18 protein-coding genes and 2 pseudogenes are annotated in these 19662 nt (G+C 75.8%); 13 read left to right on the forward strand and 7 right to left on the reverse strand.

What is annotated here, in order from left to right; translation table 11 throughout:
• Positions 1–120 precede the first annotated feature (120 nt).
• The gene (locus AC1VL8_RS13900) at positions 121–1776 is read left to right on the forward strand and encodes a GGDEF domain-containing protein (protein WP_483075565.1); all 1656 of its coding nucleotides are present in this window, start codon (positions 121–123) and stop codon (positions 1774–1776) included.
• Positions 1777–1860: 84 nt separating this feature from the next.
• On the opposite strand, the gene AC1VL8_RS13905 is transcribed toward AC1VL8_RS13900, so the two are convergent.
• On the reverse strand, positions 1861–2469 hold the full coding sequence (locus tag AC1VL8_RS13905) for a DinB family protein (RefSeq protein WP_483075566.1): 609 nt from the start codon (positions 2467–2469) through the stop codon (positions 1861–1863).
• Positions 2470–2583: 114 nt separating this feature from the next.
• Here AC1VL8_RS13905 and AC1VL8_RS13910 point away from each other — a divergent pair, with 114 nt between their 5' ends.
• The 4 genes and pseudogenes from AC1VL8_RS13910 (at position 2584) to AC1VL8_RS13925 (ending at position 5229) form a co-directional block, all read left to right on the forward strand.
• Positions 2584–3330, forward strand: a complete 747-nt coding sequence (locus AC1VL8_RS13910; protein ID WP_483075567.1) for an ANTAR domain-containing protein — start codon at positions 2584–2586, stop codon at positions 3328–3330.
• A 267-nt stretch (positions 3331–3597) separates the two neighbouring features.
• A complete protein-coding gene (locus tag AC1VL8_RS13915; protein WP_483075568.1) occupies positions 3598–4275 on the forward strand; it encodes an ANTAR domain-containing protein in 678 nt (225 codons plus the stop codon).
• A 221-nt stretch (positions 4276–4496) separates the two neighbouring features.
• Positions 4497–4898 (forward strand): annotated as a pseudogene (locus tag AC1VL8_RS13920) (aminotransferase class IV); the annotation flags it as partial.
• Positions 4899–4965: 67 nt separating this feature from the next.
• On the forward strand, positions 4966–5229 hold the full coding sequence (locus AC1VL8_RS13925) for an aminotransferase class IV (RefSeq protein WP_483075569.1): 264 nt from the start codon (positions 4966–4968) through the stop codon (positions 5227–5229).
• 18 nt (positions 5230–5247) lie between these two features.
• On the opposite strand, the gene AC1VL8_RS13930 is transcribed toward AC1VL8_RS13925, so the two are convergent.
• Positions 5248–6537, reverse strand: coding sequence for a sensor domain-containing phosphodiesterase (locus tag AC1VL8_RS13930; RefSeq protein ID WP_483075570.1), 1290 nt, complete (start codon positions 6535–6537; stop codon positions 5248–5250).
• Between the two features lie 144 nt (positions 6538–6681).
• On the opposite strand from AC1VL8_RS13930, the gene AC1VL8_RS13935 reads away from it, so the two are divergent.
• The 3 genes from AC1VL8_RS13935 to AC1VL8_RS13945 are packed head-to-tail and all read left to right on the forward strand — an operon-like array spanning position 6682 to position 9932.
• Positions 6682–8568 carry a glycosyltransferase gene (locus AC1VL8_RS13935; protein WP_483075571.1) on the forward strand — a complete coding sequence of 629 codons (1887 nt, stop codon included), beginning with the start codon at positions 6682–6684 and terminating at the stop codon, positions 8566–8568.
• Positions 8510–9667, forward strand: a complete 1158-nt coding sequence (locus AC1VL8_RS13940) for a hypothetical protein (protein WP_483075572.1) — start codon at positions 8510–8512, stop codon at positions 9665–9667. Before AC1VL8_RS13935 ends, AC1VL8_RS13940 begins: the two co-directional genes overlap by 59 nt.
• Before the next feature lie 55 nt (positions 9668–9722).
• Complete coding sequence (locus tag AC1VL8_RS13945) at positions 9723–9932, forward strand: hypothetical protein (RefSeq protein ID WP_389228760.1); 210 nt, start codon at positions 9723–9725, stop codon at positions 9930–9932.
• Between the two features lie 81 nt (positions 9933–10013).
• Here the strand turns inward: AC1VL8_RS13945 and AC1VL8_RS13950 are convergent, their stop codons facing one another.
• The 3 genes from AC1VL8_RS13950 to AC1VL8_RS13960 form a co-directional block, all read right to left on the reverse strand.
• Entirely contained in the window at positions 10014–10592 is a 579-nt protein-coding gene (locus AC1VL8_RS13950; protein WP_483075573.1) for a Dps family protein, read from the reverse strand.
• Between the two features lie 110 nt (positions 10593–10702).
• On the reverse strand, positions 10703–11599 hold the full coding sequence (gene ligD / locus AC1VL8_RS13955; RefSeq protein ID WP_389228766.1) for a non-homologous end-joining DNA ligase: 897 nt from the start codon (positions 11597–11599) through the stop codon (positions 10703–10705).
• Positions 11596–12537 carry an ATP-dependent DNA ligase gene (locus tag AC1VL8_RS13960; RefSeq protein ID WP_483076259.1) on the reverse strand — a complete coding sequence of 314 codons (942 nt, stop codon included), beginning with the start codon at positions 12535–12537 and terminating at the stop codon, positions 11596–11598. The genes ligD and AC1VL8_RS13960 overlap by 4 nt, the downstream gene beginning before the upstream one ends.
• 74 nt (positions 12538–12611) lie before the next feature.
• On the opposite strand from AC1VL8_RS13960, the gene ku reads away from it, so the two are divergent.
• The 5 genes and pseudogenes from ku (at position 12612) to AC1VL8_RS13985 (ending at position 16806) form a co-directional block, all read left to right on the forward strand.
• On the forward strand, positions 12612–13607 hold the full coding sequence (gene ku / locus AC1VL8_RS13965; RefSeq protein ID WP_483075574.1) for a non-homologous end joining protein Ku: 996 nt from the start codon (positions 12612–12614) through the stop codon (positions 13605–13607).
• A 3-nt stretch (positions 13608–13610) separates the two neighbouring features.
• On the forward strand, positions 13611–14678 hold the full coding sequence (locus tag AC1VL8_RS13970; protein WP_483075575.1) for a PHP domain-containing protein: 1068 nt from the start codon (positions 13611–13613) through the stop codon (positions 14676–14678).
• A 195-nt stretch (positions 14679–14873) separates the two neighbouring features.
• The gene (locus tag AC1VL8_RS13975; RefSeq protein WP_389228775.1) at positions 14874–15158 is read left to right on the forward strand and encodes an HU family DNA-binding protein; all 285 of its coding nucleotides are present in this window, start codon (positions 14874–14876) and stop codon (positions 15156–15158) included.
• A gap of 128 nt (positions 15159–15286) precedes the next feature.
• Positions 15287–15958 (forward strand): annotated as a pseudogene (locus tag AC1VL8_RS13980) (Fur family transcriptional regulator); the annotation flags it as partial.
• A gap of 38 nt (positions 15959–15996) precedes the next feature.
• Positions 15997–16806: a threonine aldolase family protein gene (locus tag AC1VL8_RS13985; protein WP_483075576.1), complete on the forward strand. Its 810-nt coding sequence runs from the start codon at positions 15997–15999 to the stop codon at positions 16804–16806.
• A 229-nt stretch (positions 16807–17035) separates the two neighbouring features.
• On the opposite strand, the gene AC1VL8_RS13990 is transcribed toward AC1VL8_RS13985, so the two are convergent.
• Both AC1VL8_RS13990 and AC1VL8_RS13995 read right to left on the reverse strand, forming a co-directional pair.
• Positions 17036–18910, reverse strand: coding sequence for a DEAD/DEAH box helicase (locus tag AC1VL8_RS13990; protein ID WP_483075577.1), 1875 nt, complete (start codon positions 18908–18910; stop codon positions 17036–17038).
• Positions 18911–19131: 221 nt separating this feature from the next.
• Positions 19132–19548, reverse strand: a complete 417-nt coding sequence (locus tag AC1VL8_RS13995) for a CoA-binding protein (RefSeq protein WP_483075578.1) — start codon at positions 19546–19548, stop codon at positions 19132–19134.
• Positions 19549–19662 lie beyond the last annotated feature (114 nt).

Here is a 19662-nt window from a genome sequence, read left to right on the forward strand (position 1 = left end):
GTCACTGCGGGTGAACCGCGCGCGGGTCCGGGTGAAGCGGTCCCGGGAGCCTCATCGCCGCAGGTGGGCGGCCCGATGCACAGGGTGACCCGCGACGGACCGCGGGCAGGACGAAGGACCATGACGGCGACACTCACCGAGGCGACGGGGACCACCGCGCCCCTCACGGACTGGGACACGGCGGTCGACGAGCTCGCCCTCCTGGCCGACTCCGACGCGGCGGCCTGCGCGCGCCGCGCCGAGCAGCTGCTGCCCGCGGCGACCGCCCAGCGGGCCGGCGGCGCGGAGATGCGGCTGCGCTACCACGCGGCGGTCGCCCACCACGCGCTGGGGGAGGACAGCCGTGCCCTGGCGCACGCGGTCCGCGCCGAGCACCTGGCGCGCGAGCGCGGCGCGCTGGTCTGGGAGTCGCGGGCGCTGGCGCGCCAGGGCGTCGTGCACCACGACCTCGGGCAGCTCGAGGACGCCGTGGACCTGCTGACCCGCGCCGCGGAGCTGCGACGCGAGGCCGACGACACCGAGGGTACGGCGGACGTCCTGACGATCCTCGGCTCGGTCTACACGTCGATGCCGCACTTCGCCCCGCAGGCCGCGGGCGTCCTGACCCAGGCCCGCCGGCTGTGGCTGGCCGCGGGCGACCCGGACCGTGCCTCGATCGCGCTCGCCAACCTCGCGCGCACGTTCGTCGAGGCGAGCCGCCGGCTGGCGCAGGACAACCCCCGCGGTGCGCGCGCCTCGGCGCGGCGTGCGCTGGCGCTCGCGCTGGAGGCGGTGGACGAGGCGGACGCCGCCGGTCTGAGCCGCACCGGCGTGGACGCCCGGCTCACGGTGGCGACCGCGCACCTGCTCGCCGGTGACGCGGTCTCGGCGGCGGCCGTGCTCGACGCCGCGGAGTCGATGCTCCGCCGGTTCCCGTCGACCGGTCAGCTGCTGACGCTGCACCGGATCCGCGCGGGGCTGCTCGCCGAGGCGGGACGGTTCGAGGACGCGGTCGCGGAGGCGCGCGCGGGCATGACGCTCAGCGACGCCGTCAGCCGGCCCGCCGAGCGGATGGAGCTGCTGCGGGTGCTGTCCGACGCGCACGAGGTCCTGGGCGACACGGCGGCGGCGTTGGCCGAGCTGCGCGAGCTGTACGCGCTGACCGTGCGGATGGGCGACGCGCAGGCCGAGCGCCGCGCCACGCTGCTCGGCGCGCGGATGGAGGTCGAGCAGGCCGAGCGCCAGGCCGAGGCGGAGCGCCGCCGGTCGGAGGCGCTGGAGGAGAGCAACGCGCGCCTCGCGCACGAGGCCGCGCACGACGGCCTCACCGGGCTGGCGAACCGGCGCACCCTCGACACCGAGCTCGAACGGTGGTCGCTGGAGCGCTCGGCGTTCACCGTCGCGCTGGTCGACGTCGACCACTTCAAGCGGGTAAACGACACGTGGTCGCACCAGGTGGGTGACGCCGTGCTGGTCCGGGTGGCCGACGTGCTGCAGCGTGCGCTGCGACGCGACGACCTGGCCGCGCGGTACGGGGGTGAGGAGTTCGCGGTGCTGCTCGACGGCCTCAGCGGACCGCCGGCCCACGACGTCTGCGACCGGCTGCGCGCGACCGTGGCCGGGCTGCGCTGGGACGACCTGATGCCCGGCGCCACGCTGACCGTGAGCATGGGCGTCGCGGTGCGGCAGGCGGACGAGACGGTGGCGCAGCTGCTCGCACGCGCTGACGCCGCGCTGTACCGGGCCAAGGCCGAGGGCCGCAACCGGGTGTGCCTCGCCGGACCGCCCGCGGCCTGACCACGCCGGTGCCGACGGCCCGACCCCGTCGACGGGGTCGGGCGTCGACGTCGCGTCGGGCGCCCGGGTCCGGCGCAGCGGGACTCACTCCCCGGCGGCCTCCCGGGCGCCCGCCTCGACGCGGGCCCGGTGGGCCGCCCACGCCGCGGCGTCCCGGTCCGGCACGTTCGGGTCCTGCGGCCCGTTGCCGAGCGACCCGCCCGTCGGGCCCCCGTCCCGCGCGTCGTCGAGGAGCTCGCGGAGGATGTCCGCGTGCCCGGCGTGCCGCGCCGTCTCCGCCACGAGGTGCACCAGCACCTGGTGCAGCGTCACGGTCGCGCTCCGCTCCGACCACCACGGCACCCGCCCGGTCGCGTCGAGCGGCAGCGCCTCCACGGTGGCGTCGGCGTGCGCGGCCGAGAACGCGTGCAGCTCCCGGACCTCGGCCAGGGTCTCGTGCGCGGGCACCCACAGGTCGGCCTCGGGCTCCGCGTCGTCGGCCAGCCAGGGCAGCGCGCGACCCGAGGGCCGGTCGAACACCACCCCGAGGTAGTCGAGCTGCACGCTCGCGACGTGCTTGACCAGGCCCGCCAGGTTCGTGCCGGTCGGTGTCAGCGGCCGGCGCGCGTCGTACTCGCCGAGCCCGTCGAGCTTGCCGAGCAGGCCGTCGCGCTGCTCGCGGAGGTAGCGCAGGAGGGTCGTCTTCTCGTCCATCCGGTCAGTGTGCCCGTGACCACCGACACCCGACCGGGCGGGTCCCGTCACCCGGGCGGCGGAGCCCGTCCGGCCCGACGTGCGACCTCCGCCGCCCCGGCTCAGACTGGCGCCGTGACGGACCGGTTGCTGCTCCTGGAGGAGCTCGCGCGGGCGGTCGCGACCCCGTCCGGGGCGCCGGCCGCCGAACGGGCGTGCCGTCGCGCGGTCGACCTGCTCGGCGCCCGCGGTGGCGTGCTGACGGCGGCCCCGTGCGACGTCGGGGGCACCCCGGCCTGCGCCACCGACCCGGTGGCGGCGCGGCTCGGCGAGCTCGAGCAGATGCTGGGCGACGGCCCCGGGGCGCGGGCGTACCGCGAGGGCCGGTCGGTCGAGGTCCCGCTGGGGCCGGGGTCGCCCGAGGACGGACCTCGCGACGCACGCCCCGCCGACGCGCTGCCCGTGTACCGCGTCCTCGCGGCCGAGATCGTGGTCGAGACGGCGCCGGGGTCCGGACCGGTGGCGGTGCGGTCGTGGCCGGTCCGGTCGGGCTCCGGCACGCTGGGCGCCCTGACCGTGCACGGGCTGCCGTCCCCGCGGCGCGGCGAGGTGGTGCACGACGGGCAGGTGCTCGCCGACGCCCTGGCGCCGGCGCTGCACGCGGGCGCGACGGACGCGGTCCACGACGCGGGGCACGTGCGGCGCGCGGTCGGCATGGTGGTCGCGCAGACCCAGCTGCCGCCCGCCGACGCCGCCGAGCTCCTCCGGGCCCGGGCGTGGGCGCTGGGACTGAGCGTCGTCGACCTCGCGACCGCGGTCCTCGCGCGCTCGGTCGACCTCGTGGACGAGGACCCGGACGGGACTGCGCCGCCGATCCGGTGACCCCCGGCGACCGGGTGAGCCGCGCGCGACGCGCCGGCCGCGCCGTCACCCGCCCGGGCGACGCGGTGCGGCAGCCGGGTCGCGACCGGGCCGGAGGCGGTTGACAGGCGAGGTCGCCGTGCCACCATGTGCGTGCGTGCCGGCAGCGCACGCACGGCGCCGCCTCGGTGAGGAGGACGGCCCCCATCCCGCTGCCGCAGGGGGCGGACGATGGCAGAGGTGTGTGCGGTGTGGCCGGGCGCGGAACCGGCGCGGAGCGTGGTCGCGGTGCTCGACGACCTCCTGGAGATCGTCGCGGGACGCACGGGCAGCGTCGTCGAGGGCACCGTGCACGCGCGTCGGCGCGGGACGGACTGGTTCGTCGGGGGCTCGGGCGACCGGGTCGTCGGCGGCGGGCCGGCGGCAGGACCGTGGCGGTCCGTGCTCGACGCGCGCGTCCCGGTCGTGCTGCCCGACCTGCGTGTGGCCGACGCGGCGGTCCCTGCCGTCGACGGGGCGGCGGCGGGGGACCCGTCCTGGTGGCGGCCCGTGCTGGACGACGGGTTCCGCTGCGTGGTGGCGGTGCCGGCCGCGCTCGCCCGGGGCGGCGGTGCCGTGCTGACCCTGTACCTGGAGGACGCCGGGGCCGCCGGGCCCGAGATCGTGCGGCGCGCCGAGGGCTTCGCGGAGCAGGCCGCCTCGCTGATCGACCTGCACAGCACCATCCCGGCCCGCGACCGCCTGCCGCTGCCGGGTGGCGTGGCGGGGCGGACCCGCGCGACCGTGGACCACGCCGTCGGCGTGCTCATGGAGACGCGCAGCTGCGACGAGGACACGGCCCGTCGGGTCCTGGACGTGCTCAGCGCGGACCAGGGCCGGCCGCTGGAGGTCGTCGCGCTCGCCGTCGTGCAGCACGCGGTCCGCCGGGCGGCGGACGGCCGGGCGCTGCCCACCCGCCGGTCCTGACGCGCACGCCGAGCCCGGACACCGCACGCGGCGGGCCCGGCGCGTACGCTCGCGGACGGACGACGGCGCACCCGGCGCCGGCGGCGTGGACGGGAGCGACGGTGGACGTGACCTCGACGGTCTTCTGGGTCAACGGCGCGCTGGTGCCCGAGGCCGAGGCGACGACCTCGGCCCGCGACCACGGGTTCGTGGTCGGCGACGGCGTCTTCGAGGCCGTCAAGGTGGACCACGGCCGGATCTTCGCGCTGACGAGGCACGTCGACCGCATGGCGCGCTCGGCGGCCGGGATCGGGCTGCGCGGCTTCGACCCGGAGACGGTCCGCCGGGCCGCGCACGAGGTCGTCGACGCCAACCGCGAGCTGCTCACCAGCGGGTTCGACGTCCTGCGGATCACGTTCACCGGCGGGCCCGGTCTGCTGGGCAGCGGGCGGGTCGACGGTCCGCCGACCCTCGTGCTCGGCCTGACGCCGGGCCACGACCCGGACCCGCAGACCTCGGTCATCACCGTGCCGTACCGCCGCAACGACGTCGGCGCCCTCACCGGGCTGAAGACGACGTCCTACGGCGAGAACGTGCTGGCGCTCGCCCAGGCGCACGCCGCGGGCGCGAGCGAGGCGGTGTTCGCCAACACGCGCGGACTGCTCTGCGAGGGCACGGGGACGAATGTGTTCGTGGTCCGCGACGGCGAGCTTGCTGACCCCCCCGCTCGCGTCGGGCTGCCTCGCCGGGGTCACCCGCGCGCTGGTGCTGGACTGGTCCGGCGGCCGCGAGGTCGACCTGCCCTACGACGCGCTGACCACGTCCGACGAGGTGTTCCTCACCTCGACCGCGCGGGACGTCCAGCCCGTCGTCGCGGTGGACGGCGTCGTGCTCGGCGCCGGCACGCCCGGGCCGGTCACGCGGGAGGTCGCCCGCGTGTTCGCGGAGCGGCAGCGCGAGCACGACGACCCCTGAGGCCGGTGGCGCGCGTCCTCAGGCGCCGCGGCCCTCCGCGCCGAACCGCCGCAGCAGCGACTGCGCCGCCTCGGCGACCAGCCCGTGGTCGTACGTCACCGCGAACTCGAACGTTCGGCCGGCGTCGCGCTCGCTCCCGGGTCGGCCCGCGCGCCCGTCGCCGATCTCGCGCGCGACGAGCGCGACGGACTCGTGCGCGCCGAGCACCAGCACGATCCACTCCCGCGCCAGCGGCTCGGTGGGGTCGATCGACGCCCAGCGCACGCCCGCGGGCAGGCCCTCCGGCCGCCCGGTGCCGAGCGCGCCGACGAACGGCAGCTGCTGGGCGAGCCGGCCGTAGCGGCGTGCCGGCCGGCCGGTGAAGAACCGCTCGTCCTGGAACGCGCCGAGCACCAGCGGGGGCACGCGGTGCGTGACCGCCGCGGTCTCCAGCGTCCGGGACAGGGGGAGCAGCAGCTGCTTGGGCGCGACGCGCACGGCGCGGCGGGACGCGACGATCTCGAACGGCGTCGACCGACCTCCCAGGGGCGCGTGCGGCCGGGGGATCCGGCCGGCGTGCCGCTCGCCGTCGGGCAGGGACGGGGCCGGGCGGCCGAGGAACCAGCCCTGGCCGAGGTCCGCGCCCAGCACGAGCGCGCGGGTCAGGTCGTCGCGGGTCTCGATGCCCTCGGCGACCACCCGGGCGCCGGTGGCCTCCGCGCGGGCCCGGACCGCGCCCGCGACGGTGATCGTCTCGGGGTCCTCCAGGGTCCGCAGCAGCTGCAGGTCGAGCTTGATGACCTCGGGTGCGAGCAGGGGGATGAACGCGAGCGACTCGGGGACCACGCCGACGTCGTCCAGCGCGATCGCGCAGCCGACGGACCTCAGCCGCGCGGCCGCGTCGAGCATCCCGGCGGGGTCGAGGGCGAGCGCGCGCTCGGTGATCTCCACGACGACGCGCACCTGCGGGGCGCGCTGCGCCAACGTCTCGAGCACGAGCGGCAGGTGGCGGGACAGCGTGCGCGGCTCGATGTTGAGGAACAGGGTCTGCGCGACGCCGCCGGACGCCTGGGCGGCGTCGGTGAGGGCGTAGGTCATCGCGGCGCGCTCGAGCTCGCCGAGCATCCCCGCGTCCTCGGCGGCGTCGAGCACGTCGAGCGGCGAGCCCCAGCCGGACCCCTGCGGGGTGCGCAGCAGCGCCTCGCGCCCCAGCACGGCGCCGGTCGCGAGCTCCACCACGGGCTGGTAGGCGCAGTGCACGGCGCCGGTCCGCAGCAGCTCCGGCACCGGGACCCGGTCGGGGAGCGGCTCGGCGGACAGAAGGGTCACGCCCCCCTCATCGGCCACGACGGCGCAGACCTGAAGGTCCTGGGGCGTCGGGTGCGCCACGCCGCCACGCCGGAACCCTCCGACCGCGTGACCGCCGGTCGATGGGTAGCGTGACACGCACACCACCGGGGGACAGGAGCGGGCGTGGCACGCCACCAGCAGGACCGACGCATCGGCGACCACCTGGTCGACCGCGGCCTCGTCGGCAAGACCACCCTGGACGCCGCCGCGCGGGTCGCGCAGGAGTCGGGCGCCTACATCGGCGAGGTGCTGGTCTCGATCGGCGCCATCGACTCCGAGTCGCTCACCCGCGCGCTCGCCGACCTCTGGGAGATCCCCTACGCCGTCCCCGGTCGCACCGCCGCGGCGCTCGACGCGCTGGACACGCCCGGCGTCGACGTCGGCACGGTGCTCGGCGACCACTGGCTCCCCCTGGAGCGGCGCGCGGACGGCGTGCTGGTCGTCGCGATCACCGACGAGCCGACGCCCCAGCGGCGGGCGTCGATCGCCGCGACGCTCGGCGAGGAGCCGTTCCTCGTGCTCGCCGACCGCTGGGAGTTCCAGCAGGCCGTGCTGGACCGGTACGGCAGCGACCTGCGCGACCGGGCGAGCCTCGGCCTGTGGGGCCGCTCGCCCGCGCACTCCGCGCGGCAGGTGCTCGTGCCGTGGCAGCGCGTCGCGCTGGTGCTGGCCGTGATCGCGGTCGCGCTCGCCGCCGTGGCCAGCCCGCGGGCCGTCGTGGTCACGCTGTCGGTGGTCGTCGGCCTGGCGTTCCTCGTGGGCACGGGCTTCAAGTTCTGGGCCTCGCTGCGCGGCGCCCGGATGGAGCACGTGACGCGCACGGACGCCGCGGCCCTCGCGGCGCTGGCCGACACCGACCTGCCCCGGTACACGGTGCTCGTGCCCGTGTACAAGGAGGCGAACATCGTCGCCAACCTGATCGGGAACCTGGGTGCGCTCGACTACCCGGCGCACCTGCTGGAGGTGCTGATCCTCGTCGAGGAGGACGACACCGAGACGCGCGCCGCGGCGGAGGCGGCGAACCCGCCCGCGCACTTCCGGTTCATCACGGTCCCGGCGGGCGCCCCGCAGACCAAGCCGAAGGCGTGCAACGTCGGTCTGGAGTTCGCCACGGGGGAGTTCCTGGTCATCTTCGACGCGGAGGACAAGCCCGAGCCGGACCAGCTGAAGAAGGCGGTCCTGGCGTTCCGGGACGCCGGCGAGCAGCTGGTCTGCGTCCAGGCGGCGCTCAACTACTTCAACGCGGACGAGAACCCGCTGACCCGCATGTTCACGCTGGAGTACTCGTTCTGGTTCGACTACATGCTGCCCGGGCTGGAGTACGGCCGGCTGGCGATCCCGCTCGGTGGGACGTCCAACCACTTCCGGGTCAGCGGCCTGCGCCGGCTCGGCGGCTGGGACCCGTACAACGTCACCGAGGACGCGGACCTCGGCATCCGCGCCGCCGCCGAGGGGATGCGGGTCGGCGTGATCGACTCGACCACGTACGAGGAGGCCAACACCTCGTACCCGAACTTCGTGCGCCAGCGGTCGCGGTGGATCAAGGGCTACATGCAGACCACCCTCGTGCACCTGCGCAACCCGTTCCGGCTCGTCCGGGTCGCGGGGCTCCGCCAGACGCTGTCGTTCCTGTTCCTGGTCGGCGGGACGCCCGCGACGTTCCTCGCGGTGCCGCTGCTCTACGGGGTGTTCCTCGCGTCGCTGTTCCTGGACCCCCAGCAGCTCGCGTTCCTGTTCCCCGGGTGGGTGCTCTGGCTGTCGATGTTCAACCTCGGCGTCGGCAGCGCCCTGATGATCTACGTCTCGATGATGGGTGCGTTCAAGCGCCGCCGGTACCGGCTGGTGATCTGGGGCGTCGCGAACCCGGCGTACTGGGTGCTGCACTCGGTCGCCGCGTACAAGGGGCTCTGGCAGCTCATCACCAAGCCGCACTACTGGGAGAAGACCGCACATGGCCTCACCGGCGTCTCCGGCGCTGCCCCGCACGCCGTCCCGTCGCTCCGCGGCTGACGACTGGCCGCGGCACCCGGGCGCCCGCTGGGGCGTCCGGGCGGCGTTCGCGCTGCCCTTCGTCGCGGTGGCGCTCCTGTCGCGGGACTCGCCCTGGCAGCCCGCCGCGAACACGGCGCTCGCCGCGCGCGGCGACCTGGTCCGCTGGGGCGACACCGACCCGTCGTGGATGGCGGACGTGTTCCCGCCGCTGTCGGCCGCGCTGTCCTCGCTGGTCGGCGGGAGCGCGCTCGCGCTGAACCTCGTCGCGGCGGTCGTGCTCGGCTTCACGCTCCAGCGGCTCGCGGCGGTGCTGGTGCGCGAGGGCTTCGGCGCGTGGGCGACGGGCGCGGTGCTGAGCATCCTGGTCCTGACGCCGCCGCTGTACTACCTGGCCGCGAACGACCTCGAGTCGCTGCTCGGCGTCGCGCTGCTCGTGCTCGCGCTCGACGGGATCGCGTCGTTCGTCGAGCGGCGGTCCACCGAGGCCGGGTTCCGGGCCGGTCTCGCGCTCGGCGTCGCGGTGATGGTCGACCCGGGCGCGTGGCTGTACGCGCTGACGCTCGGTGCGGTCGCGCCGTTCTTCACCCGCCGGGCCGGGCGCTCGGGCAGCGGCGCGAACACCGCGACGGTCGCGGTGCTGCTGTTCCCCGCCGTCGCCGCGCTGCTGTTCTGGCTCTACATCTCCTGGTGGTTCGCCGACGACCCGCTGGGCGGGATGGCGCACGCCGCCGCCGGCGGCTGGTTCCCCGGCGGGGTCGCCGCCTCGGCCGCCGACGCCGGCCGGCTCGTCGCGCTCGCGCTGCTGAGCGCCCCGCTGGTGCTGATCGGCTCCACGGTCCGGGCCGTGCGCGACCCGTGGACCCTGATCGCCCCGGGCATCGCCCTCGCGGGCCTGTACCTGTCGCTCTGGCTCGGTCTGCGCGAGGCCGCGGGGCAGACGTACGTCGTGCTGACCGCGATGTACGTGCTGCTGATCGCACCCCGGGCACCCAGCCGGCGCCGGCAGGTGCTGATCGTGGTGGCGGCCGCGGCGCAGCTGGCGATCGGCTGGGCGGTGGTGCTGACCTCCGGCGGGGTGCTGGGGGAGTGGGTCCGGGCGGTCACCGGCCTGGCGTGACCCGGAGCGCCCGCAGGACTGGTCCCGCCGCCCGCGACGCGGTACAACCGGAGGCATGACCTCCCGCCCCCGCGACCTCACCACCGACACCGCCAACCCGCACCGCAGCGAGCCCCCGCGGTCCGAGGCCGAGCTGCGCGCCGCCGACGTCCGCTCGGGCGGCGACCCGAGCCGGGCCCCCCGCACCCTGGGGGACAGCGAGCTCCAGCCCGACGACGAGGCCATCGCCGCCTCGGACGACTGGGACGACCCCGAGCGGCTCTGACCCCCGCCGCGCCCCCGCGCGCAGCACGACGCCCCGGTCACCTCGTCGGTGACCGGGGCGTCGGCGTCGTGGGGGTGGTGGTCAGGCGGCGCCCTTCGCGGCCTTGCCCGCGTCGCTCGCGGCCTCCTTCTCGCCGTGCGAGGCGTGCGTGCTCAGCTCGCCGCCCGCGGACTCCAGGTGCGCGCGGACGAACCAGTGGAACAGCTCGAGCTCGTGCAGGTGGCCGACCAGGAGGTCGTTGGTCACGGTGTCGAGGTCCTCGGTGTCGTCGGCCGCCTTGCGGTGGTCGGTGATCACGCCGACGTAGACCTCGTCGAGCGCGCCCAGGTGCTCGATCGCGCTCGCGCGGCCGATCGAGTAGTCGTCCCAGCTGCGCGCGGCGACCAGGGCGCCGGGCGTACCCACGGGCGCGACGCCCAGCGTGGCGATGCGCTCGGCGATGGCGTCCACCATCGCCCGGACCGCGTCGACCTGCGGGTCGATCATCTCGTGCACCGCGATGAAGTGCGGGCCGGTCACGTTCCAGTGGATGTGCTTGAGCGTGAGGGCGAGGTCGTTCAGCGCGTTCAGGCGGTCCTGCAGGATCTCGGCGACCGCGCCGCCGTCCTCCACGGACAGGGACGGGACGGTGTACTTCGGGAGATCGGTGCGACGAGCCATGGCGATGTCCTCCTCGTGACGTCTCGGCGTCCGACGACGCCGGCTGGCTCCACGCTGCCCCGCCCCGGGCCCGGCCGCAACCGCAGGTGAGGACCGGTGCGCGCGGGCGCTCAGCCGGCCGCGAACGGGTCGCCGTCGGCGTCGAGCCGGTCGAGCACCTCGGCGGGGGAGAGCTGCGCGAGGCCGGGGCCGATCTCGTCCCACCACCGGGGCGCCGCGACCGCCGGACGTTCGCGCCCGCGCAGCGAGTAGGGCGTGATCGTGGTCTTCGCCGGGTGGTTCTGCGACCAGTCGAGCAGCACCTTGCCGCCGCGCACGTCCTTGCGCATCACGGCGACGACCAGGTCGGGGTGCGCGGCGGCGAGCTCGTGCGCGAGGTCCCGCGCGTACTGCCGCACCTGCATGGCGGTGCGGGGTCGGGGCAGCGGCGCGTAGAGCTGCATGCCCTTGCTGCCCGAGGTGACGGGCACGGTCGTGAGACCGTCCTCGCGCAGCCGGTCGGCGACGAGGTGCGCGACCCGGGCGCACTCCGCGAGCCCCGCCGGTGCGCCGGGGTCGAGGTCGACGACCAGGCGGTCCGGGTCGCGGAGCCCGCCGCGCGGCCCGACGGTCCACTGCGGCGTGTGCAGCTCCAGCGCCCCCGCGTTCGTCGCCCACACGAGCCCGGCGACGTCGTCGAGGAACGGCAGCTCCAGGTCCTTTCCCTCGTCGTCGGTGCCGGGCGCCGCGGGCAGGGTCTGCCGCCGCAGCCACGCCGGGGCGCCGCGCGGGGTGTTCTTCTCGAAGAACGTCTCGCCCCCCACGCCGGACGGGAACCGGATCCGGGTGACGGGCCGCTCGTGCAGCTGGGCGAGCAGCGCCGGCGCGGCGCGCACGACGTAGTCGATGGCCTCGGCCTTGGTGAACCCGGTCGACGGGTAGAGGACGCGGTCCAGGTGGGTCAGGCGCACGTCGCGGTCCCCGACGCGGACGGTCTGCGGCGGGTCCTGCGGTCCGGCGGGGGTCACGGCTGCTCCCAGGGGTCGACGGTGGTGTCGTCACGGAGCCCGCGGACCACGGGCTGGCGCAGGCGCCCGGACGGGGTCCGGGCGAGGTAGCGGACGTCGAGCAGCAGGACCGGGTCGACCCACACGGTCCCGCGCACGTCGACGGGGTCCAGCCGGTCCGCGAACGGGGAGCCGGCGCACGCCAGGGGGCCGAGCAGCGCGGTCAGGTCACGGGCGAGCGGCCCGGCGATCCCGCTGCCGGCCCGCCCCAGGAACCGCAGGTCGCCACCGGCGTCGGGCGCGCCCAGCAGCACCGCCCCGAGTCGACCGCTGCCGGTGGACTCGGGCCGCCAGCCGCCCACCAGCGTCGTCCGGGTGCGCCGGTGCACGGCCTTCACCCAGTCGGGGGACCGCACGCCCGGGCGGTACGGCGAGCGCGCGCGCTTCGCGACCACGCCCTCGAGGCCCTGCGCGAGGGTCGCCTCCCAGAGCAGGTCGCCGTCCTCGTACACGGGCGACCGCTGCACGTGGTCGGGCAGGGCGAGGTCGTCGAGCGCGGCACGCCGCTCGGTGAACGGCCGCGCGGTCAGGTCCTCGCCCGCCAGGACGGGCACGTCGAACACGACGTAGGTCACGGGGGTCCGGCGGGCGAGCGCCGCTGCCCGCGCCCGGTCCCGGACGTGCATCCGCTCGGCCAGCGCCGGGAACGACGGGACGCCGTCGCGCATCGCCACCACCTCCCCGTCGACCACGGTCCCCGGCGGCAGGACGTCCGCGAGGGCGTCGAGCTCGGGGTAGGCGGCCGCGGCGTCGGCACCGTTACGGCCCAGCAGCCGCAACCGCTCCCCGCGCGTGTCGGCGAGGACCCGCACGCCGTCCCACTTGACCTCGTACCGCCACTCGGGACCGTCCGGGAGGCGCGCGGAACCCGTCACCGAGGCAACTGGGGTGGCGAGCATGGGCTGCACGGGTCCATCCTGCCCAGTGCACGTGTCGTCGTCGCGGGGAGGCCCGCACCAGGAGGGTGGTCCCGATGCGCGCGATCTGGAAGGGCGCCGTGGCCTTCGGCCTCGTCAACGTGCCCGTGAAGCTCTACGCCGCGACCGGCGAGCACGAGGTCCCGCTGCACCAGGTGCACCGCAAGGACGGCGGGCGGATCCGGTACCGCAAGGTGTGCAGCATCGAGGACGAGCCGGTGGAGTACGCCGAGATCGCCAAGGGCTACGAGACCGACGACGGCCAGCTGGTGGTGCTCACCGACGAGGACCTGGCGCAGCTCCCGCTCGCCACCGAGCGGGAGATCGAGGTCCTGGAGTTCGTGCCCGTCGACCAGGTCGACCCGATCCTGCTCGCCAAGACCTACTACCTGGAGCCCGACAAGACCGCAGCCAAGCCCTACGCCCTGCTCCGCGAGGCGCTGACCAGCACCGAGCGGATGGCCGTGGTGAAGGTCGCGCTGCGGCAGCGCGAGTCCATGGCCGTGCTCCGCGTCCGGGACGACGTGATCTGCCTGCAGACGCTGCTGTGGCCCGACGAGGTGCGGGAGGCGGACTTCCCGATCCTCGACCAGGACGTGACGGTCAAGCCCCAGGAGCTCGCGATGGCGTCCTCCCTCGTGGAGTCGCTGGCGGGCGACTTCGACCCGTCCGGGTTCGAGGACCGGTACCGCGCCGCGCTCGAGGCCGTGATCGAGGCGAAGGTGTCGTCCGGGCGCACCCAGTCCGTCCCGCAGGCCGAGGAGGCGGGCGAGGGCGGGGACTCCGGCGAGGTCGTCGACCTGCTCGCCGCCCTGCAGCGCAGCGTCGAGAAGGCGCGCGCGGGACGCGGCGAGGAGCCGACGCCGGAGAAGAAGGCACCGCGCAAGCCGGCCGCGCGCTCGCGGGCGTCGGCGGACGAGGACGGGACCGGCACCAAGCCGCCCACGAAGGCCACGCGGTCGCGCTCCAAGAAGTCCGAGCCGGACGAGCAGGCCCCGGACGAGCAGGGGCAGGACAAGCCCGCGCGTCCCCGTCGCAAGCGGGCGTCCTGACCCGTGGCGGCCCAGGACCGGACGGATCCGCAGCAGATCCAGGACGTCGTCGTCGCCGCGTTGCGCCGGGCCGCGTTCCTGCTGGAGCGCGGCGGCGCGTCGTCGTACCGCGCGGAGGCGTTCCGCACGGCCGTGCGCAGCATCGAGCGGCTGCCGGCGGCCGAGGTCGGCGCGCGGGTGGCCGCCGGGACGCTGACCGACCTGCCCGGTGTCGGCGCGCGCACGGCGGAGGTCGCGACCGCCGCGGCGCACGGCGGCCCCGTGCCCTACCTCGACGACCTGGAGCAGAAGTACCCCGCGGTCGAGGCGACCGGCGCGGGCGCGGAGCTGCGCGCCGCGCTGCGAGGTGACCTGCACGCCCACTCGGAGGCGAGCGACGGGTCCACCCCGATCCAGGAGATGGTGCTCGCGGCGATGGAGCTCGGCCACGAGTACCTGGCCGTCACCGACCACTCGCCGCGCCTCACGATCGCGAACGGCCTGTCGCCCGCCCGCCTGCGCGCCCAGCTCGACCAGGTCGCCGCGCTGAACGCCGCCATCGCGCCGTTCCGGGTGCTCACCGGCATCGAGGTGGACATCCTCGACGACGGCTCCCTCGACCAGGAGCCCGAGCTGCTCGACCGGCTGGACGTCGTCGTGGCCTCGGTGCACTCCAAGCTGCGGATGGACGCCCCCGCGATGACCCGGCGGATGCGGGCCGCCGTCGCGAACCCGCTGGTCGACGTGCTCGGGCACTGCACCGGGCGGCAGCTGACGGGCAAGCGGCAGCGCCCGCAGAGCGAGTTCGACGCGGCCGCGGTGTTCGCCGACTGCGCCGAGCACGGGGTCGCCGTCGAGGTGAACTGCCGGCCGGACCGGCTCGACCCGCCGCACGCGCTCCTCGACGTCGCGGTCGCCGCGGACTGCCTGTTCACCGTCGACACCGACGCGCACGCGCCCGGCCAGCTGTCGTGGCAGGCCGTGGGCTGCGACCGGGCCGCGGCGCACGGGATCGGGGCCGACCGGGTGCTCGACGCGTGGCCCCTGGACCGCCTGCTGGGGCACCTGGAGGCCCGGCGCACGGGCTCGTGAGGCCGCGCCGAGCCCGTCCTGAGCCCGTCCTGAGCCCGTCGTGGCCCCGTTCCGGGCGACACACCACCCGCGTGGCGTTGTGGGAAGCGGCCCACCTGCCGTTATGGTCGTGCGCGTCGGTCCGCCGGATGCTGACGCCCCGTCGAGGGCGCCGCGCGGCCCGAACGCCCCGTTCGATCCACAAGGAGCACATCCGTGAGCGTGAACCGCACCGAGCTCGTCCAGGCCATCGCCGCCAAGGCCGGGCTCACCAACACCGCTGCCGACGCGGCCCTGAAGGCCTTCCAGGAGGTCCTCGTCGAGCAGCTCAGCGCCGGCGAGAGCGTGACCATCCCGGGTCTGCTCGCGGTGTCCCGCGCCGACCGTGCCGCGCGCACCGGCATCAACCCGCAGACCGGCGAGAAGCTCGACATCCCGGCCGGCTTCCGCGTGAAGCTCACGGCCGGCAGCGCCCTCAAGCGCGCCGTCGCCGCCAACTGAACCACCCGCGCGGGCGGGCCTCGGCCCGCCGGTGCACGACCACGAGCCGGGGACCTGCACGGGTCCCCGGCTCGTGGCCTATCATGGTCAGCCGCCCGCACCGGGCGGAGCGGGAGGGAGCACGCACGATGGCCGTCGCACAGCGCACCACCAAGCAGCGCACCGAGATCCTCGGGCTGCTCGACGACCTCGACGAGTTCCGCAGCGCCCAGCAGCTCCACGACGTCCTGCGCGGCCGGGGGTCCACCACCGGGCTGGCGACCGTCTACCGGGCCGTGCAGACCCTCGCTGACGCCGGTGAGGTCGACGTGCTCCGCTCGCCCGACGGCGAGGCCGTCTACCGCCGGTGCCAGCGCCGCAGCCACCACCACCACCTGGTGTGCCGGTACTGCGGCAAGGCGGTCGAGATCGACGGCCCCGGCGCCGAGTCCTGGGCCGCGCAGATCGCCGCCACGTACGACTTCTCGGACGTCGAGCACACCATCGAGCTTCCTCGGCACCTGCGCCGAGTGCCGGGCCGAGCGCGCCGCGGCGGCCGCCGCCGCGGGCTGACCGCGGTCGGACCACCCGCCCGGCTGCGGCAGGATGGTCCGGTGGACAGACTGCACGACCCCGCCCGCCGCGAGCTCGGCTCCGACAACTACGCCGGGGTGCACCCCGAGGTCCTGGCCGCCCTGGCCGCCGCCAACGAGGGGCACGTCGCCGGGTACGGCGCCGACCCCTACACCGAGCACCTGCAGCAGGTGCTGCGCGGGCACTTCGGTGCCGACGCCACGGCGTACCCGGTGTTCAACGGCACCGGCGCGAACGTGCTGGCGCTGCAGACGATGCTGCCCCGGTGGGGCGCGGTGATCTGCGCCGAGACGGCGCACATCAACACCGACGAGAACGCCGCACCCGAGCGGGTCGGCGGCCTGAAGCTCCTCACCGTCCCGACGCCCGACGGGAAGCTCGCCCGGAGCTCGTGGAGACCCGGGCGCACGGGTTCGGCGACCAGCACCGGGCCCAGCCCGGCGTCGTGTCGATCACGCAGGCCACCGAGCTCGGCACCGTCTACACCCCCGACGAGATCCGGGCGATCACCGGCCACGCCCACGCGCTGGGCCTGCGGGTGCACCTCGACGGGTCCCGCCTGGTCAACGCCGCCGCCGCGCTCGACCTGCCGTTGCGCGCGCTCACCACGGACGTCGGCGTCGACGTCGTCTCCCTCGGCGGCACCAAGAACGGCGCGCTGTTCGGGGAGGCCGTGCTCGAGCTGACGCCGGGGTCGACGCCGGGCATCGCGTACCAGCGCAAGGTCGACATGCAGCTGGCGTCGAAGATGCGGTTCGTGTCCGCCCAGCTGATCGCCCTGTTCGAGGGCGACCTGTGGCTGCGGTCCGCCCGGCACGCGAACACGATGGCCGCCCGCCTGCGGGCGGGCGTCGAGCAGGTGCCCGGCATCCGCGTGACCCAGCCGACCGACGCCAACGCGGTGTTCGTGTCGCTCCCGGCCGCGTCCGCGGACGCGCTGCGGGAGGTCCGCCGGTTCTACGACTGGGACCGCGCCACGGGCCAGGTCCGGTGGATGTGCTCCTTCGACACCACGGAGCACGACGTCGACGACTTCGTGGCGGCGGTCCGCCGCGAGCTCGCCGCGGCCGCCTGACCCGGGCGCCGACGCCGGACCCTCCCGCTGACGCCGGACCCTCCCGCTGACGCCGAGATCGGTCCGCCGCGCCGAATCAGGGCCTCCGGGCGTCCTGTCTCGGCGCGGCGGCCCTGACTCGGCGACGGTGGCCGGCGCCCGACGCCCGACGCCGGACGCACGACCCCGGACGCGCGACACCCCCGGGACCTGCGTGCAGGTGCCGGGGGCGTCGTCGGGGGGTGCGGGGTCAGCGCGGGGTGCTGGTGCGGCGACCGTCGCGGCTGCCGTACGCGTCCCGGCCGCCGTCGCGGCTGCCGTAGGAGTCGCGGCGCGGCGCGCTGTGCGCGGAGTGGTGCTGCGACGGGCCGCGCGAGGCACCGGTCTGCGGGCGCGGGGCGCGGGGGCCCTCGTCGACCCGGATCCGCAGCGGGCGGCCGGCGACGCGGGCGCGCCCGATCCGGTCGAACGCCTCGGTGCTGAGCCCCTGGGGGATCTCGACGAGCGAGAACGTCGAGAAGATGTCGATCTTCCCGAGGTCCTTGCCGGTGAGACCACCCTCGTTGGTCAGCGCGCCGACGATGGCACCCGGCTGGGCGCCGTGCTGCGAGCCGACCGCCAGGCGGTACCGCGGGCCGGTGCCGGCCGAGCGCGGACCGCTGCTGCGGCGGCTGTCGGCGCCGTCGCGGCCCCGGGGGGCGCCGCCACGCTCCGGCGCGAGGTGCGCACGGGACAGGGCGTCGTCCAGGTCGTCGCCCTCGGTCGGACGGGGCGCGGGGCCCTCGTCGCCGACGGCGAGCGCCGCGAGGACCGCGACGAGGTCCGCGGTGTCGACCTCGGGGTGCGTGGCCAGGAACTCGGACGCGGCGGTGCGGTACATCTCGAGGCGGCCGAGGTCGCGACGCGCCGGGACGCGGTCGAGCAGCTGGACCACCTTGTGCGCGGAGACGTCCGCGGGGGAGGGGATCTGGATCTGCTCGAGCTGCTGGCGGGTGGTGCGCTCGATGGCGCGCAGCCGGCCCTGCTCGTTCGGGGTGACGAAGGTCAGCGCCTCGCCGGTGCGGCCCGCGCGGCCGGTGCGGCCGATGCGGTGCACGTAGGCCTCGGGCTCGCCGGGGACGTCGAAGTTCACGACGAGGCCGATGCGGTCGATGTCGAGCCCGCGGGCCGCGACGTCGGTGGCGACCAGGACGTTGATCGCGCCGGAGCGGACCCGCTCGACGATCTTCTCGCGGTCGCCCTGGGCGACGTCACCGGAGATGTAGGCGGCGGCCACGCCCCGCTCCACGAGGGAGACGGCGACGTCCTCGGCGGCGCTGCGGGTGCGCACGAACACGATCGCGGCGTCCGCCGAGCTGATCGCGAGCACGCGGGCCAGCGCACCGGCCTTGTGCCGGAACGGCACCACGGCGTAGGTCTGCTTGACGCTGGTCACCGTGGACGACTGCCGCGAGACCGTGATCTCGACCGGGTCGGTCATGTGCTGCGCGGCGACCCGCTTGATCCCGGCGGGCATCGTCGCCGAGAACAGCGCGACCTGCTTCGTCCGCGGGGTGGCCGAGGCGATGCGCTCCACGTCCTCCGCGAAGCCCATGCGCAGCATCTCGTCGGCCTCGTCGAGCACGAGGAACCGGATCGAGTCGAGGTTCAGGCTGCCGCGGTCCAGGTGGTCGATGATCCGACCGGGGGTGCCGACGACGACCTGGGCGCCGTTGCGCAGCGCGCGCTGCTGGGGCAGGTACGGCGAGCCGCCGTAGACGGCGAGGACCTCGAGGCCGGGCATGTTGCGGGCGAACGACTCGAGCGCGTCGGCGACCTGCATCGCGAGCTCGCGGGTCGGGGCCAGGACGACGGCCTGCACCTCGCGGAGCTCGGGGTCGACGGCGGCGAGCAGCGGCAGCCCGAACGCGGCGGTCTTGCCGGTGCCGGTCTGGGCGACGCCGGTGATGTCGCGGCCGGACAGCAGCGCCGGGATGGCCTTCGCCTGGATGGCGGTGGGGGAGGTGAACCCGAGACCGAGGACGGCCTCGCGCAGCGCGGCGGGCAGGTCCAGGTCGGCGAACGTCGGGCCCTGGGGCTCGGCGGTGGCGTTCTCGGGCAGGGCGGCGTCAAGGGCAGACGTCATACGGGTGGCACCGTTTCGTGTCGTTGGGGGGAGCTGCTGGGCCGACCGTCCGGTCGGCTCGCGGTCGCACTCCCACACCCACACATCACGAGGCCGCGCTCAAGAGGAGGGGGCCTCGGCACGCACATCACGGGACACTGCGACGAACTCCGAGTTCCCCCATCGTAGCCGCCGACCGCCCCGGGTGGCGCTCAGGGCGACGGTGACCTCCGGCACAGCACTCACCCGAGGCCGAGGCGCCGCCCCTCGATGGCCGGGCAGGCGTCCATCACGACGTCCATCCCCGCGTCGATCGCCCGCTGCGCGGCGGCGTCGTCGACGACCCCCAGCTGGAGCCACACCGCGCGCGCCCCGACGGCGATGGCCTCGTCCACGACAGCGCCCGCCAGCCCCGAGTTCACGAACACGTCGACGACGTCGACCGGGCCGGGCACGTCGACCAGCCGCCGCACCCCCGGCTCGCCGTGCACCGTCTCCGCCCGCGGGTGCACGGGCACGATCCGCTGCCCGAGCTGCTGGAGGTAGGCGGCCACGCCGTGCGCGGCGCGGGCCCGGTTGGTCGACAGCCCGACGACCGCCCAGGTGCCGGGCGTGGTGAGCAGGCGGCGGATGACGGCGGGGTCGTTGACGGCGGCCATGCGCCTCAGCGAACCACAGCGGCGCCGCCGCGCCACCTACCGAACCCGCGGACGGGCCGCGTGGGTGGCCCGGGGCGCGGGCGCCGGGTGGATAGGATGTGGGCTTCATCAGGT

Source organism: Cellulomonas sp. KU4C (genome assembly GCF_056868065.1).

What these genes read in the sequence shown, in the direction of transcription:
- AC1VL8_RS13900 (WP_483075565.1), top strand. Translation starts at nt 121, where the DNA reads ATGACGGCGACACTCACCGAGGCGACGGGGACCACCGCGCCCCTCACG.
- AC1VL8_RS13905 (WP_483075566.1), bottom strand. Translation starts at nt 2,469, where the DNA reads ATGGACGAGAAGACGACCCTCCTGCGCTACCTCCGCGAGCAGCGCGAC.
- AC1VL8_RS13940 (WP_483075572.1), top strand. Translation starts at nt 8,510, where the DNA reads ATGGCCTCACCGGCGTCTCCGGCGCTGCCCCGCACGCCGTCCCGTCGC.
- AC1VL8_RS13945 (WP_389228760.1), top strand. Translation starts at nt 9,723, where the DNA reads ATGACCTCCCGCCCCCGCGACCTCACCACCGACACCGCCAACCCGCAC.
- AC1VL8_RS13950 (WP_483075573.1), bottom strand. Translation starts at nt 10,592, where the DNA reads ATGGCTCGTCGCACCGATCTCCCGAAGTACACCGTCCCGTCCCTGTCC.
- AC1VL8_RS13960 (WP_483076259.1), bottom strand. Translation starts at nt 12,537, where the DNA reads ATGCTCGCCACCCCAGTTGCCTCGGTGACGGGTTCCGCGCGCCTCCCG.
- ku (WP_483075574.1), top strand. Translation starts at nt 12,612, where the DNA reads ATGCGCGCGATCTGGAAGGGCGCCGTGGCCTTCGGCCTCGTCAACGTG.
- AC1VL8_RS13990 (WP_483075577.1), bottom strand. Translation starts at nt 18,910, where the DNA reads ATGACGTCTGCCCTTGACGCCGCCCTGCCCGAGAACGCCACCGCCGAG.
- AC1VL8_RS13995 (WP_483075578.1), bottom strand. Translation starts at nt 19,548, where the DNA reads ATGGCCGCCGTCAACGACCCCGCCGTCATCCGCCGCCTGCTCACCACG.